This window comes from Sphingomonas sp. Leaf231 (assembly GCF_001421995.1).
Classification (GTDB): domain Bacteria; phylum Pseudomonadota; class Alphaproteobacteria; order Sphingomonadales; family Sphingomonadaceae; genus Sphingomonas.
In genome coordinates this window covers 1,215,221-1,230,989 of the sequence record NZ_LMLS01000001.1, presented here as the reverse complement: position 1 = coordinate 1,230,989, position 15,769 = coordinate 1,215,221, and the positions used below count along the sequence as shown (strand labels likewise).

The following is a 15,769-nucleotide window of genomic DNA, read 5'->3' as shown; positions in this document are numbered from 1 at the left end:
CATGAATATTGGCCTTTCAAATCGTCGAACATGCCGCCCTATCGCACTACGATCGGCAAACGTCAGCGGTACTCGTCAAGGCGGTGTGCTGCACTCTTGACGCATTTGCTGACGCACGTCAGCTTGATCTGAATACGCCAACCAAAATCAGCGTGGAGAGGGAATATTCGATCTTTCGAAGGGTTCGGACAATGCGGGTTGCGCTATCGGAATTGCTGATCCCGACGTCGCTGGTCGCGTTGGCAGGCGCGTGGGCGGTGCCTGCTTTTTCCCAGGATCTCTCTCCTCCCGCGCCGGAAGACAGTGTGACGAGGGCGTATCCCATCGCGCAGGAAAAAGATATTACCGTCACCGGCTGGCGCTTGCGCCAGCTTGACGTCGGCGCCTCGACAGCTAGTCGCCTCGGGCTATCGATCCGGGAAACGCCCGCAACGATCGACCAGATCGGCACCGACGAGATCCTGACCCGCGGTTTCCGAACCGTCGAGGAGGCCACCGTCAGCCTGCCGGGCGTCATCTCGGGTGGTTCGCCCGGCGACCCCTCGCTGTTCTCAATGCGCGGTTTCACGGGCGAACAGATCACGGTGTTGCACAACGGGCTGTATTTCGGGCCCGCAAACATGATCAATCGCCCCGGCAATACCTTCAATATCCACAGCATCGACGTGCTCAAGGGGCCTGCATCTGTTCTTTACGGCCAGGGTGCTGTCGGGGGCGCGGTCAACATCGTCAACAAATCGCCCGACTTCGCCGGCGATAGCCTCCAGGCGCTGGCGTCCTATGCGTCTTTCGACACCGCGAGCATGGGTCTTGGCGGCAATCACGTGTTCAGCGAGAGCGTCGCCAGCCGGCTCGATGGGAGCTATCATCGTACGAGCGGCTATGTCGACGACGCCGGATCAAACTCGCTGAACGTGACCGGCGCGGTGGTGTTCAAACCGAGGGACAATCTGTCGATCGACGTGAGCGTGGATTACCTGCGCGACAATCTGTCGACGTACTACGGCACGCCGCTCGTCCCTTCCTCCTACGCAGCCGACCCGATCAAGGGCATTCTCTCGGCCGCCAGCGGCTTCGTCATCGACGAACGCTTGCGATTCAAGAACTACAATGTCGCCGATAACCGCGCAAAAAGCTGGCAGGTTTGGCCGCGGACGGTGGTCACCTGGTCGCCTTCAGCCGCCGTAACAGTCATCAACACCGCGTATGCATTTCACGCCGAACGGCAATGGGTCAACGCCGAGAACTACGTCTTCGATAGAGCGACCAACCAAATCGATCGCGACCGGTTCTTCGTCTTCCACGACCAGGATCTGATCGGCGACCAGCTCTCCGTCGCGTTCAGGCATAAGTTGTTCGGCTTCGACAACAAGCTGGTCGCCGGCATCGATTACAGCCACCTCGACTTCATCCGCAGCCGCGGTTTCCCGGATGGCGACAGCGTTGATCCGTTCATGCCCGCTCGCGGAAACTTCGGACCGATCGTTTCGCGGGTCAGTCCAACCCGCTGGGATCAAGCGGCGCTGTTCGTCGAGGACGCGCTCAATCTGACGGCGACGCTGAAGCTGGTAACGGGATTACGCGCCGAGCGGCTCTATCTGACGCGCGAGAACTTCAATGTCGATGGCAGCTTCGATGAAGGGACGAGCTTCACTCGTACCTACAAGCTGTTCAACTGGCGTGCGGGCCTGACTTACGATATCGTGCCGGGCGTCACCGCTTATGCGTCGTACAGCACCGGCAAGGACCCTGTCGGCGCCAATATCTTCCTGGTCAACGCCGGGCAGAACTTCGGGTTGAGTTCATCGCGTCAGCTTGAGGCGGGCGTGAAAGCCGATCTGATGAACGGCCGCGGCTCGGTCACCTTCGCGGCCTACGATATCAAACGCGAGAATATCCTCACCCAGGTCGCGATCGACACCGTCAGCAACGTCGGCAGCCAGAAATCACGCGGGATCGAACTGTCGGGCGAAATGCGGGTGACCCCGGCCTGGGCGGTAACCGCGAGTGGCACCTACGTCGATGCAGCATATGGTGATTTCGTCGATCCGAACTATGGTATCGCCGCTTCGGGCAACACGCCGCCCAATGTGCCGCAATGGGTCGGCAATTTCTGGACGACGGTGCAACGCATTGGCGGTCTGCCGTTGGAAGCAGGCGGCGGCGTAAAATATGTCGGCAGACGTTTCGGTAATACCGCCAACAATCTGGTGTTGAAACCGTATGCAACGGGGATCGTCTATGCGACCTACGTGCTTTCGCCCACCCTGTCGCTAACCGGACGAGTAAACAATGTCTGGAACAGGACATTCGTCCAGTGGGCGGACATCTATTATCCGGCACAGGTCATGCTCGGTGAGCCGCGCCGGTTCGAGGTGAGCATTCTTGCCCGTCTTTAAGTCGAGATCATGGACGAAGCAGGCGACAGGAAAGCTGGTCTGGTTCCACCGCTGGCTTGGCGTGGTAACCTGCCTGGTGTTCGCGCTTTGGTTTGCAAGTGGTGCCGTGCTGCTGTTCAAGCCGTTTCCATCGCTGTCGCGGATTGAGCAGTTGAGGCTTCAGGCACCGATCGACCTTGCCGCAGTGACTGTGACCCCCAGGGCAGCGTCGAACGCTGCTGGTCGGCCGATAACGGCGTTGCGGCTGGTCCAGCGCGGCGGCTCGCCAGCTTACATCGCGACTACGGATGCCGGGACAATCGCGATCGATGCGCGGTCGGGCCGGCAACTCGGCGACCTTGGGCCCGCTGCGGTGGCAACGTCCGGAACCGCGACGGCCGGCGCGACCATGTCGGCGCTGTTCACCTATGACCAGTGGGTCGTCCATAATCGGTTCGATCCGCTGCGCCCTTTCTATCGTCTGGATGAAGCCGACGACGCGCGGACCAGCCTGTATGTATCGGCCAGAACCGGCGAGCTGGTTCAGCGGACCAACGCCTCAGACCGCGGCTGGAACTGGGTGGGCGCCGTCCTGCACTGGGCCTATTTCACGCCGTTGCGGTCCAGCTTCACGGCGTGGGACCGAACGATCTGGATCGTGTCGTTCGTCGCGCTCATGGTGGCGGTCGCGGGGACGATTCTCGGGATTGTCCGGATGATGGCGGCTCGACGTCAGCGCACGCCGTCGCTGACCTTCTATCGGATGCGGTGGATGCGGTGGCACCACCTTCTGGGCTTGTTCGCCAGCGCCTTCGTCCTGAGCTGGATGTTGAGCGGATGGCTGTCGATGGATCATGGCCGGTTGTTCTCGCGCGGCCAGCCGACCGCCGCTCAGGCGATCAGATATGCCGGTGCTCGGTTGTCGGCATCGCTTCCGGCATCAGTTCCTGCGGCTCTTCCCACAGGCACCGGAGAAGTCGACTTTTCGATGGTCGGCGGCCGTTGCCTGATCGGTGTCTGGCAGCAGGATGGGACCGTGGTGAACTACGATGCCGACTATGCACCTGTTGCCCCGGCGGTCGTCCGCCGTCTGATAGGGGACGCCGTCATGCGTGCATTTTCAGGCGCGACGAATGTCAGCGTCGAGCCGATCGACGCCAGCGCGACCTACGCCTCGGCGGAAGGATGGCCCCGGACGGCGTTGCGCGTGGCGCTCGCTGGCGAGGGGCAGCCAGATGTCTATGTCGATGGCGTTGACGGGCGGTTGCTGACGGTGATGGGCAATAGCCGGGCAAGCTACGCCTGGATTTATTACGCACTTCACACCTTCAATTTTCCGGGGCTGACCACACGACCGGTCCTGCGGCAGACGCTGGTGCTGATACCGATGGTTTTCGGTTTCCTGTTCAGCATCACCGGCGTCGTTCTCGGCGTGCAACGCATCCGCAAGAGCTTCTGATCGACCAAAGGAGGTAAGGCCATAAGAGGCGTCGAGGTGAAGGCGATGTCATCGACATCGACATCGACCTTCCTCGCCCCAGGGCAAGTGATCGTCGATGCGATCGGTCAGGATCGGCATCGATTACCGTCCCCATCGTGGCACAGGTTTGCCGCCCGTGTGCAACGGGCGGTTTTCACGATGTCGGGATCGGGATATCGTCAGTCGGCGGCGTCAGGGATGGAGGATGAAATTTGCTTCATGAGGTGGCGCGAGAGCGTAGTCCGGCGAGCACCAGGCGCGGAACGGCCATGCGGCGAACATGTCCGTGCTCATGACGCAGGCGGTCGCGGACGCTCATTGTTACCGGTAAAGAGTTGAAATCACTTGTTAGCGCTCCCTACGATGACGCAAGGAGAAGGCGGGCGACGATGACGGTCGTCCGCAGCGATGAAGGGTGGACCTCGGGTCCCGCCGTTTGAAACGCTGCGCTGGCGGCGCAAGAGAGGTAGAATGACGCTAACACGTACGATCGCGGCAGCCGCGCTCCTGATCAATGTGGCGCCGGCTTTCGCCCGGCCGTTGTCGCAGGCACCGTCTCAGGCCGCTGTGGGCGCGACGAAGACCCAGGTGCCGTATCTGCAACGCCGCAACGGCCGCCATGCCCTGATCGTGGATGGCGCTCCGTTCCTGATGCTGGCGGGGCAGGTCAACAACAGCAGCAATTACGCGGTGTCGCTGCCGAAGGTATGGCCGATGCTCGACCGCATCCATGCAAACACGGTGGAGATACCCGTCGCCTGGCAGCAGATCGAACCGCGCGAGGGGCAGTTCGACTTCGGCTTCGTCCAGAAGCTGCTCGACCAGGCGCGCACGCATGACAAGCGGGTCGTGCTGCTATGGTTCGGCACCTGGAAGAACACGTCCCCCAGCTATACGCCCGATTGGGTGAAGCTCAACAACCGGCGCTTTCCGCGCATGAAGGACAAGAGCGGCAAGGACCATTACGTTCTGACGCCGATGGCGGAGACGACGCGCGACGCGGACAAGCGCGCCTTCGTGGCGCTGATGACGTATCTGCGCGACCACGATCCGCAAAACACCGTGATCCTGGTACAGCCGGAGAACGAGGTCGGCAGCTATCGCAACCCACGCGATTACAGTGCCGCCGCCAACGCCGAGTTCGCGCGTCCGATCCCGCCCGCGCTGGCGCGCGCGATCGGCAAATCGGGAAACTGGACGGAGGTATTCGCGGGGCAGGCCGACCGTGCGTTCAACACCTGGTACACCGCACGCTACATCGATGCGATCGCCGCGGCGGGCAAGGCGGTGAAGCCGCTGCCCATGTACGTCAACGCATCACTGGCCGGGCCGTCGAACGTGCCCGACCCGACCGGTGTCGCCAGCGGCGGGCCACAGCAGGACGTGCTCGACATCTGGAAAGCCGCCGCGCCGTCGATCGACTTCGCCGCGCCAGACCTTTATGACAAGGTCAGCAAGAACGTCGATCTGTACCTGGATGCCTATCGCCGGCCGGACAACGCGCTGATGGTGCCCGAGATCGGCAATGCACGCACCTTCGCGCGCTATTTCTACGCGGCGGTCGGTCGCGGCGCGATCGGCTTTTCGCCGTTCGGCATGGATGACACCGGCTTCTTCAACTATCCCCTCGGTGCGCAGGCACTGGATGCGGAGACGCTCGATGCCTTCGCCTTGCCATACGGCGTGTTCGCGGGGATGCAGCGCGAGTGGGCGCGCATCGCCTTCGAGCATCCGACGTGGGGCACGGCGAAGCCCGACGACGGTGCGGCGGTCTCCACGACCATGGGCGACTGGACCATCACGGCCAGTTGGGGTGAGTGGCAGTTCGGCATGAAGGACTGGACGTGGCTGAAGTCGGAACCGGCGCCGTGGGCGAAGGAGCCGATCGGCGGTGTCGCGGTGGCGCAGCTGTCGCCTGACGAGTTCCTGTTTACCGGCGATCACGTCCGGCTGTCGTTCGCCACGCGCGCGGGCGGTCCGCCAAACGGCATGGTCGTGAAGGTGGAGGAGGGGCATTTCACCGATGGCCGCTGGGTCATGGATCGGGTCTGGAACGGCGACCAGACCGATTACGGCATCAACCTGATCGACCGCCCGGCCATTCTGAAGGTGACGATGGGCCGTTATCGATAGCTGATGCGGCGGTCGGGCAAGATCCCGTTCGCCGACCTGCTACGTTACCGACGACGAAGGCGGGCGCCGTCAGACGCCGTCCGCCGGGTCGTCCCTGAGACCTGCGACGAAGTCGCCGTGGCGCGGCATCGCCGCCACGGCGCGCGTGATGGCGGCGCGCATCCGCGGCAGCACGTCGGCCAGCGTATCGATCGCACCCGTCGCCAGCGGGTCGGGCCGTTCAGGCCGGATACCCTGACCGTCGAGCACCGCGATCCAGCTCGGCTCCATGAACAGGTCGAACGCCTCGGGAAAGAAGCGCCCGCGGCTGCGGTACAGCTCAAGGCGGCTGGCGAGCGTATCCGGGATCGCCGTCGTACGGACGTGGTTCCAGAATGCGGAATCGTCGCGCTGCGTCGCATGGTAATGAAGGATCAGGAAATCGCGGATCCGCTCGTACTCGCTCGCAGTAGCGCGGTTGAAATAGGCGATGTCCGGGGGGGCTAACGCCCGGTCCGGCCAGAGCGCCAGCAGCCGAGTGATCGCCGACTGGACCAGATGGATGCTGGTCGATTCGAGCGGCTCCAGGAAGCCGGCGGCCAAACCGATCGCCACGACGTTGCCCGACCACGCGCGCGACCGTCGCCCCGGCGTGAAGCGTAGCAGCTTGGGTTCGGCGAGCGGTTTGCCGTCGACGCTGTCGCGCAGCACACGCTCCGCCGCCTCGCGGTCGACGAACGCGCTGGCGAAGACATGGCCGTTGCCCATGCGGTGCTGGAGCGGGATGCGCCATTGCCATCCCGCCGCCTCCGCGATCGAACGGGTATAGGGCAACGGTTCGGCGGTGCGCGCGGTCGGCATCGCCAATGCGCTGTCGCACGGCAGCCACTCCCGCCAGTCCTGATAGGGGTTGTCCGCGGCATCGCCGATCAGCAGCCCGGTGAACCCCGAGCAGTCGATGAACAGGTCCGCAGCCAGTTCGCCACCGTCCGCGAGCCGGATCGCGCGGACCATCGGCCCGGCAGGATGGCCGCCGTCCCCACGCTCGACCGCGACGATCCGGCCCTCGTGCCGCACCACGCCGTCAGCCTCCGCACGCTGCCGCAGCAGCCTGGCGTAGCGGCCCGCATCGAAGTGAAACGCATAGCTGATCGTCGACAGGGTGCTGCGCGGATCGTCGCTCGGTCGACAGAATACGCCCGCGGTCGCCGCGGCCGCGGGCAAGCTATAGTCGGTCAACGCGCCCGCCGCAGACGGGTTGGCCGCCGCCAGTGCTTGCCAGTAATGATGGAACGGCAACGGGCCGATCGCGGCGCCGATTCGTCCGAATGGATGGAAATAGCGGTGGCCGATCGCGCGCCAGTCTTCGAACGCGATGCCCAGCTTGAAGGTCGCCGCCGTCGCGCGCACGAACGCATCCTCGTCGATCCCGAGCAGCCGGTTCATCTCGCGTATCGGCGGGATCGTCGCCTCGCCTACGCCGACCGTCCCCAATGCATCCGATTCAACCAGCGTGATGGACGGGCGTTGGGGGCCAAGCGAACGGGCGAGCGCGGCGGCCGTCATCCACCCGGCGGTGCCGCCACCGACGACGATGATAGAGCGGATCGGCTCGGCGGCAAACTTCAACGACACGCTCATCCTCTTCCACTGTGGTGCGAAAGCACCATCGCACCGATAAGGCATATTAATAGTAATTATCCGGATTGACGCTCTTTTTTCGCAAAGGTACCGATAACATCATTCCGGGCGATCGCGTCAAAGCGCTGCCGGGCCGGTGTCGGAGAGGATGAGGCAAGCCCCTTGGGCTTGCGATCGTTCCCCCTTGCGACGCCGCCGGCGCGATCCGGAACCTTGGGGAAGAATGATGCATATCGATACGCCTATATCGCTCCGGCGCCGCGTCCGTGCCGCAACCGCCGGTGCGTCGCTGTTGACGCTCGCGCTCGTCGCCGCACCGGCTTGGGCGCAGGATGCAGGCAAGCCCGGCACCGGTGCCCCCGCACAATCGGAGCGGAGCGGCTCGCCGGCCGCGCAGCAGGGGACGCCTGCCGCCGGATCGCTGCCGCGTGACGCCAGTGGCACGGTGGCCGCCGTCGCGCCGGCCGACGCTGCCACGGTCGAGCAGGGTGCCGGCCCGCAGGACGATGGTGCAACGGACATCGTCGTCACCGGTCTCCGGCAGAGTCTGGCCACCGCGCAGGCACTTAAATTCAATTCGGATCAGTTCGTGGATTCGATCACCGCGACCGACATTGGCAAGCTGCCCGACAAGAACGTGGCAGAGGCATTGCAGCGCGTGTCGGGCATCCAGATCAGCCGCAATTATGGCGAAGGCTCGGGCATCGCCATCCGCGGTCTGACGCTGGTAAAGACGCAGCTGAACGGCCGCGACGTGTTCGGCGGCAGCGGCGGTCGCTCGCTGAGCTTCGAGGACGTTCCGTCGGAGCTGCTGGCGGGCGTGGATGTCTACAAGAACCCGTCGGCCAAGGAGATCGAGGGCGGCATCGGCGGCCTGGTGAACCTGCGCACGCGGATGCCGTTCGACGAAAAGGGCTTCGTACTTTCGGCGAACATGGGTGCCAATTACTTCGACCTGTCGGACGATGCGCGCTTCAACGGGTCGGCGTTGGTCAGCAAGACGTGGAATGATACCGCTATCGGCGACTTCGGTATCCTGTTCGACGTCGCATATTACGAATCCGCGTTCCGGCGTGACCAGGCGACGATCGAGCCCTATGTTCCGGTCACGGGCGTTCCTGGCTCTGCTGGTCAGACGGTGTCGATGCCGGTCGGTGCAGGCATTCAGGTCACCGAAGGCAGCCGCAAGCGGCGCGGCTATTATGCCGCCGCGCAATGGGAGCCGACGACCAACCTCCAGTTCTACGGTACTTTTTTCCAGTCGAACTACGACCTGTACACCCCGAACTATTCCAGCTTCGTCACGAATGGGACCAGCCCGGATTTCCTGAGCAACTTCCAGCCGAATGCCGGCGGGTTCCGCTTCGATGACGGGCGCTTCGTGTCGGGTGGGTTCAACGGCTTCACGCCCGCCTATTCGGTGCCGCCGTATGTGAACACGGCGCTGAACGTGCAGAACAACACCCAGGTCGCCTTCTCGCGCACCAAGACCACCGACTACGCCGGCGGGGTGAAGTGGCAGCCGACCGACCGCCTGCACGTCAACCTCGACCTGCAATACGAGCGGGCGACGGCGGAAGTATCCAGCTACACCGCCTTCGCGCAGAAGGATCTGGCCGGATACACGATCGACCTGAGCGGCGACTTGCCAGCCATTTCGTTCCAGAGCGCGCCGGGCACCGGCTCCATCTCCGACCCTGCCGCCTATCGTTTCGCTGCGATCATGGACCATCTGGAGGACAGCGTCGCCACGCAGAAGGCGGCGCGGCTCGACCTGGAATGGGATTTCGACGACAGCATCCTGACCTCGATCCAGGGTGGCATCCGCTACACCGATCGCGAGGCGATCAATCGCAGCACGCCATACAATTGGACGTCCGCGTCGCCCACCAACGCGGACGGCACGCCGTTGAACCTCGCCAATCCCATCGCGCTGGGACAGGTGTCGCCGTACGGCGCGCTGTTCGATGGTAATGGCGGCGCGATCATCGGGCCGGTTCCCTATGCCTCGGCTCGGCTGTTCGATGATGCGGCCGCGGCGTTCCGCACGATCGGCGGCCGTCCGATCACCACCTTCGCTCCGCAGGACATCAACACGCAGCGCGAAAAGACCTATGCCGGCTATCTCGCCGCCTATTTCAAGGTCGATGCGGGGCTGCCGATCGACGGCAACATCGCAGTGCGCTTCGTTAAGACCGAAAACGACGCGGCGGGTACCACCCGGCTCAACTACCGCCCGACGCTTGGCGCGGATTCGCAGCAGGTGACGCTGGATCAGCCGTATGCGGTGGATCAATCGTATACGAAGGTGCTGCCAAGCATCAATCTGCGCGCGCATTTGACCGAGCGGTTGCAACTGCGCCTGGGCGCGTCGAAGGGGCTGTCGCGCCCCGAGTTCTCGCAGCTCAATCCGAACCGGCAGTTCTCGGTCGGCTATGTGCAGCTGCTGGATGGCTCGACCGTGATCGGTTATCAGCCGAACGGGACGAACACCGGGTCGGGCGGCAATCCGTCGCTCAAGCCGCTGACCGTCGATCAGGCTGATCTCGCGTTGGAATGGAACGTCGCGCCGACCACCTTCTTCTACGGGACCGCATTCTACAAGAAGCTGACGAACTTCACGACTTCGCAGGTGTTCAACCAGCAGATCGACGTGCCCGGGCAGGCGCCCCAGACCTTCCGGTACACCGCGTTCGTCAACGGCGCGCGTGGAGAGGTTAAGGGGTTCGAGATCGGCGGCAACACCTTCTTCGACTTCCTGCCCGGCCCGCTGTCCGGCATCGGTGCGCAGGCGAACGTCACCTATGTCGACAGCAGCGCTCCCGGCGTGACCGGCACGTTACTGAACGGCGATCAGGTGCCGACTGCGCTGCAGGGTCTGTCAAAGTGGAGCTACAATCTGGTCGGCCTGTACGAGAAGTACGGCTTCACCGCCCGCGCGGCCTATAACTGGCGCAGCAGCTACCTGTTCGATCCAGCCAGCAACGGCACCGGCGGCGTCCCGATCTACAATCGGGCCTACGGTCAACTCGACGCGTCGATCGGCTATAACTTCACGCCGAAGGTGTCCGTGACGATCGACGCGATCAATCTGACCAGATCGCGCTTCGACAGCTACCAATATTATCCGGGCAATCCGCGCAACTTCGAACTGAACGATCGCCGCTTCGGCATCTCGTTCCGGATGCGCAACTGACCGGGGCGGCGGTTCACTCCGCCGCACTGTTCCTCCTGCCCGCCCGTCGGCCCGGTTTTCCACCGGACGGGCGGGTTTTTTTGGTGATGCCGCATTGCGCGTGATGGCGAACGCAAAGCGGGGCGTTCCGGTCCAGCCCGGGATTGCTTTGCTGCGCCTGCGCTGACGGCGCAGGCTATCGTCAGGCCAGCCCGCGCCCGTCGATGCGCAATACCGGCACGAACCGCGCGCCAGTCGGCGGCGGCAGATCGACGTGCAGCCCCGCCGCATCGCGGTGGTGGGGGACCGGTCCGCCGCCCAGCAGCGTGACCCGCTCGACCGTCGCGTGCTTCAGTCGATCGGTGCCAAGCGAGGCGATCGACAGCCGCCGCGTCGGCCACGCCAGCGCCAGCGCATAGAGCGCGCCACGGTTGGTGGTGAAGCGGACGTCCTTTGCGGTGAAGGCACCGGCCGACTGCTCGTTCTGCATCCCCACCTGCAACCGCGTCGGCCCCTCGCCGTACACGCGCCACGGCCGCGATCCGAAGATCGCCTCGCCGTTCACCGCCACCCAGGCCGACATGCCGTCGAGGATCGCTTCCTCCTCGCGATCGATCGAGCCGTCCCCGGGTTGCGGGACCGACAGCAGCAGGTTCCCGTTCTTCGACACCACGTCGGCCAGCCGCTGGATGACCTGCTCGGCGCTCTTGTAGCTTTTGTCGTTCAGCCGCGCGACGTTGTAGAACCAATCGCCGATGCAGGTATCGGTCTGCCACGGTTCGTCCCACAGATGGTCGGTGAAGCCGCGCTCGACATCCTGCACGATGCCGAAGCGGGCATAGGGTTTCAGTTGCTTGGCGGTGAGCACCACGTCGATCGTGCCGTGCCATTGCAGCGAGCGGTTGTAGTAATCGGCCGCCGCCTGCAGCCCGATCGGCCCGAACGGCAGCTCGTAATCGTCGAAATAGCAGAAGTCGGGGCGATACTTCTCCATCAGATCGGCCTGCCGCAGCAACCATCGCGCCGCATAGGCGGCGTCTCCCGGCGGCGCACTCTCGATCCATTGCCCGTCGTGGCGGTCGTGCCACGCGTTCATTGCCGCCACGCTGTCGATGCCATCGGGTGCCACCATGTGCCGCCCGGTGTAGAGGTGCTGCGGATCGAGCCCCTCCCACCAGCGCCCGCGCCCGTCCTCCTTGCGCAGCCGGTATGCGTCGTAACGCTCTCCCTTGCGCGGGCCGACCGGGTCGTAGCCATAGGCGGTCTGATACCAGTGCCAGGCATGAGCAGCATGGTTCGACACGCCGAACTTCATCCCGGCCCGGCGCGCCGCCTGCGCCCAGATGCCGACCACATCCTTCTTGGGACCGACGCGCAGGCTGTTCCACGCGTGATAGCGGCTGTCGTAGCAGTCGAGATTGTCGTGATGGCAGGCCAGGCTGACGAAATACTTCGCCCCCGCTCGTTTGTAGCGCGCGATCAGCGCATCGGGGTCCCAGCGCTCGGCGGTCCAGCGGCGCTGGATCTCCATCATCCCGACGTCGGCAGGATGGCCGTACGTCTTGAGGTGATGCTCGTACATCGGGTGGCCCTGCATGTACATGAAGCGGCCATACCAGTCGCCCTGTTCGGGTACCGACTGCGGTCCCCAATGCGACCACAGGCCGAGCTTCGCGTCACGGAACCAGTCCGGATAGCGATAATGCGCCACCAGCGACGACCAGCTCGGCTGAACCGGGCCGCGCGCCAGCCCCATCGGACTTTGCGCCAGCGCCCGTTGCGCCATGCCGCTCGCCGCCAGTCCCGCCAGCACGGCGCGCCGCGACAGCGCCGGGGTCATGGTCGCGCCTTTCCGTCGAGCGTGCGGCTGATCGCGTCCAGCGCCAGCGGCCGCATCACGGCATAGCCTGCCGCGGTCGGATGGACCCCGTCGCTCGACAGACCGGGCTTCATCGCTCCGTCGGGCGTCGCCATCGCAGCCTGATAGTCGACGAACGCAAAGCCGTTGGCACGCGCATGATCGCGTAGCCACGCGTTCATCGCGCGGATCGGGGCCACGGGCCGCTTGTCCTTGGCCCAGCCGAACGCGCCGGCGGGCGGGATGGCGCCAAGGATCACCTTGATGCCGTGCGCCCGCGCCAGCTCCGCCATCGTGGCTATATTGCCCTGCACCCGCTCCAGCGTGGTCGCGCCGGTGTTGCCGGCGATGTCGTTGGTGCCGGCCATGATGTGCACCGCCTGCGGGCGCAACGCGATCACGTCGGCGCGAAAACGCACCAGCATCTGCGGTGTTGTCTGTCCGCTGATCCCGCGATCGACAAGGCCGTTCGCGAACATGCCGGGATCCAGGTTGATCCAATTGTCGGTGATCGAGTCGCCCATGAAGACGACCCGCACCGGCTTCCCGCTGCGCTTCAGTGCGGCATTATCCGCTGAATAGCGGCAATGCTGCCCGAAGTCGCGCGTCAGCACGTGTCGGTTCCACCGCTGCCATTCCGCGTCGTTTGCCGGCCTGGGATCGACCGGGCAGGGGTCGTCGACGATCCCGGTCGGGTCGCCGGCATACGGGTCACCCGCGGCCGGCACCTGCGCCGCGACAACGGCGGGCAGTGCCGCCAGAAAGAGGGCGGCGATCGCGCGCGGCGTCCTCATCGCGTTCCCACCACCTGCACCAGCCGTGCCGCGTCCTGCCCGGTCGGCAGCTTGCCCGATGCCGTCAGACGTCCCGCGGTATTGTCCCAGCGCAGCGTCGCGCTGCTGCCGTTCTTGCCGTCCTTGTAGGCGTTGGTCACGCCGTCGTCGTCATACAGCGTGAAGCGCGCGTCGGCGCCCGGATAGACACGGATGCTATCCAGCTGCTGTCGCGTCGCGGTGCTCTGGACGGCGGTGCCCATCGGCACGATCGATCCGGCGCGCACGAACAGCGGAATACGGTCGATCGGCGTCGGCACGGTGACCGTCTGCCCGCCGCGATGCTTCTGGTTCGTCCAGTAATCGTACCAGTCCGCTCCGGCCGGCAGGTAGACTTGGCGGCTGGTCTGCCCCTGTTCGGTAACTGGCGCGACCAGGAAGGCAGGGCCGAACATGTACTCGTCGCCCATGTCGAGCACCTTGGGATCGTTCGGGAAGTCCATGAACAGCGCCCGCATGAACGGTGCGTTCGTCTCGTACGTCTGGCGGCCCAGCGCATAGATGTACGGCATCAACGCGTAGCGCAGCTTCAGAAAGCCGGCGAGCACGGGTTCCGCCGCGCGGCCATATTCCCACAACGACGCGCCCGGCCGCTGGCCGTGGATGCGCAGCGTCGGCGTGAACACGCTATAGGCGAACCAGCGCGTGAACAGTTCGGGATAGTCGGCGTAATCGGGTGCCATGGCGGTGGCGCCGGCCGGGTCGAGCAGCACCGGCTTCTGCGCCTTCGGCCCGTTCGGCCATTGCCAGCCGCCGATGTCGCTGCCCCAATAGGCCATGCCGGTCGCGGTGAAGCCCAGACCCGCCGGGATCTGGCGGCGATACGCCTCCCATGTCGACTTGATGTCCGACGACCAGAACAGCGCCCCGTTGCGCTGCACGCCCAGATAGGCAGCACGCGAGAGGATCAGGTTGCGCAGCGTCGGCCGATCGCGCGCCGAGCCTTCGGCGACGCCGGTGGTGTGCACCAGCGGAAACAAATTGTGGAAACGATCCCCCGATCCGATCGAGTAAAAATAGCCGTCTGGCACCAGATCGGGCTCGGTTTCGTCCAGCCAGAACCAGTCGAAGCCCTGACTGGCGATATTGTCGCGCAGCCGATCCCAGAACCAGGCGCGCGCCGCCGGGTTGGTGCTGTCGATCAGCGCGCCTGCGCGGTCCGAGCGGATCGCCAGCCCATCGGCCGGGTTGCCGTCCTTGTCCTTCAGCAGCCAGTCCTTGCTGTCGAGGAAGTCGAAATAGCGCGACTCCCGCTCGAACCGCGGCCACACGCTGATGATCGAGCGCATGCCCATCGCACGCAGCCTGTCGTTCATCCCCTTGGGATCGGGGAAGTAGGCGCGGTCGATGTCGAGCTGCCCCATGCGCGTCCAGTAGAACCAGTCGAGCACCATCACGTCGAGCGGCAGCCCGCGGCTGCGATACCCCTCGGCGACCTCGAGCAGTTCCTTTTGCGATTCGTAGCGTGCCTTGCTCTGTATCAGACCGAATGCGGCCTTCGGCGGCAAGGGCGTGCGTCCGGTCAGCTTGGCGTAGCCGGCATAGAGGTCGTCGGTCGTCCGCCCGGTGATGACGAAGAACGACACGCGCTCCCCAACCTCGGACTGCCAGCGGGTCGCGTTGTGCAGCCCCGGCGACACCGTGGTCACCGACGCATTGTCCCAGACGATGCCATAGCCCTTGTTGGTGACCATGAACGGCACGCACACCGTTTCTCCGGCCGGCGCGTCGTAATTATGCCGGCAGTCGATCGTCCGCCCTTTCAGGTCGAGCTGACCCTCCTGGTTCTGTCCCAAACCATAATAATGTTCGCCCGGCGCAACTGCGAAGCTGGCACCGACGCGAAACGTCTTTTCGCCGTTGACGACATGCGGAGCCATTTCCCAGCCCGTCATCTCGGTCACGGTCGTGCCAGACGGATCCGCGACGCGGATCGACACGGGCGGCAGCGAGGGCGCGAAATAGCGCTGCATCTGGCTGGGCGCTCCCGGCCATGGTTGCGCCTTGACGGTCAGCGTCATCGCGGAAGAGGCGAAGGCGTCGCCGGCTGCGTCGCTGCTATGCGACCAGCCGGCGACATCGGGCGCGGCGTTCGGGCCGTCGCCCGGTGGCGCTTCGGCCTGCGACCGGTCCAGCGAGATCGTCACGCGCACGATGTTGGGCGCGTAGGGTTCGATCGACACCAGCCCGCCATTGCGGTCGAGCGTCGCCAGCGGCGCCGCTCCCGCCGGAATGGTCGCGGCCAGCGTCGCCGCGATGGCGGTGCAGGCCAGCAACATGGCGGAGCGCAGG

8 protein-coding genes are annotated in these 15,769 nt (G+C 64.8%); 4 read left to right on the top strand and 4 right to left on the bottom strand.

Features of this window, described 5'->3' with window-relative positions; all coding sequences use genetic code 11:
- Positions 1-8 precede the first annotated feature (8 nt).
- The 3 genes from ASE95_RS05720 (at position 9) to ASE95_RS05710 (ending at position 5,991) form a co-directional block, all read left to right on the top strand.
- On the top strand, positions 9-2,399 hold the full coding sequence (locus tag ASE95_RS05720) for a TonB-dependent receptor (protein ID WP_235528200.1): 2,391 nt from the start codon (positions 9-11) through the stop codon (positions 2,397-2,399).
- Complete coding sequence (locus tag ASE95_RS05715; RefSeq protein ID WP_200918742.1) at positions 2,386-3,837, top strand: PepSY domain-containing protein; 1,452 nt, start codon at positions 2,386-2,388, stop codon at positions 3,835-3,837. The genes ASE95_RS05720 and ASE95_RS05715 overlap by 14 nt, the downstream gene beginning before the upstream one ends.
- A 492-nt stretch (positions 3,838-4,329) precedes the next feature.
- On the top strand, positions 4,330-5,991 hold the full coding sequence (locus ASE95_RS05710; protein WP_156347889.1) for a DUF5597 domain-containing protein: 1,662 nt from the start codon (positions 4,330-4,332) through the stop codon (positions 5,989-5,991).
- A gap of 69 nt (positions 5,992-6,060) precedes the next feature.
- Here the strand turns inward: ASE95_RS05710 and ASE95_RS05705 are convergent, their stop codons facing one another.
- Positions 6,061-7,611, bottom strand: coding sequence for a tryptophan halogenase family protein (locus tag ASE95_RS05705; RefSeq protein WP_056632547.1), 1,551 nt, complete (start codon positions 7,609-7,611; stop codon positions 6,061-6,063).
- A 226-nt stretch (positions 7,612-7,837) separates the two neighbouring features.
- Between ASE95_RS05705 and ASE95_RS05700 the strand changes: the two genes are divergently transcribed.
- Complete coding sequence (locus ASE95_RS05700) at positions 7,838-10,807, top strand: TonB-dependent receptor (protein WP_162234665.1); 2,970 nt, start codon at positions 7,838-7,840, stop codon at positions 10,805-10,807.
- Between the two features lie 181 nt (positions 10,808-10,988).
- Here the strand turns inward: ASE95_RS05700 and ASE95_RS05695 are convergent, their stop codons facing one another.
- Genes ASE95_RS05695 through ASE95_RS05685 form a run of 3 tightly spaced genes read right to left on the bottom strand, consistent with a single transcriptional unit; the run spans position 10,989 to position 15,756 of the window.
- Entirely contained in the window at positions 10,989-12,626 is a 1,638-nt protein-coding gene (locus ASE95_RS05695; protein ID WP_056632541.1) for an alpha-L-fucosidase, read from the bottom strand.
- Positions 12,623-13,438 (bottom strand): SGNH/GDSL hydrolase family protein, encoded by an 816-nt coding sequence (locus tag ASE95_RS05690; protein ID WP_056632538.1) that lies wholly within the window; start codon positions 13,436-13,438, stop codon positions 12,623-12,625. The genes ASE95_RS05695 and ASE95_RS05690 overlap by 4 nt, the downstream gene beginning before the upstream one ends.
- A complete protein-coding gene (locus ASE95_RS05685) occupies positions 13,435-15,756 on the bottom strand; it encodes a glycoside hydrolase family 31 protein (RefSeq protein ID WP_056632535.1) in 2,322 nt (773 codons plus the stop codon). Before ASE95_RS05685 ends, ASE95_RS05690 begins: the two co-directional genes overlap by 4 nt.
- Between the last annotated feature and the right edge of the window lie 13 nt (positions 15,757-15,769).

Bases quoted from the DNA above. Each gene is read 5' to 3' on its own strand.
- ASE95_RS05695 (WP_056632541.1), bottom strand. From the start codon at position 12,626: ATGACCCCGGCGCTGTCGCGGCGCGCCGTGCTGGCGGGACTGGCGGCG.
- ASE95_RS05690 (WP_056632538.1), bottom strand. From the start codon at position 13,438: ATGAGGACGCCGCGCGCGATCGCCGCCCTCTTTCTGGCGGCACTGCCC.
- ASE95_RS05705 (WP_056632547.1), bottom strand. From the start codon at position 7,611: ATGAGCGTGTCGTTGAAGTTTGCCGCCGAGCCGATCCGCTCTATCATC.
- ASE95_RS05685 (WP_056632535.1), bottom strand. From the start codon at position 15,756: ATGTTGCTGGCCTGCACCGCCATCGCGGCGACGCTGGCCGCGACCATT.
- ASE95_RS05700 (WP_162234665.1), top strand. From the start codon at position 7,838: ATGCATATCGATACGCCTATATCGCTCCGGCGCCGCGTCCGTGCCGCA.
- ASE95_RS05710 (WP_156347889.1), top strand. From the start codon at position 4,330: ATGACGCTAACACGTACGATCGCGGCAGCCGCGCTCCTGATCAATGTG.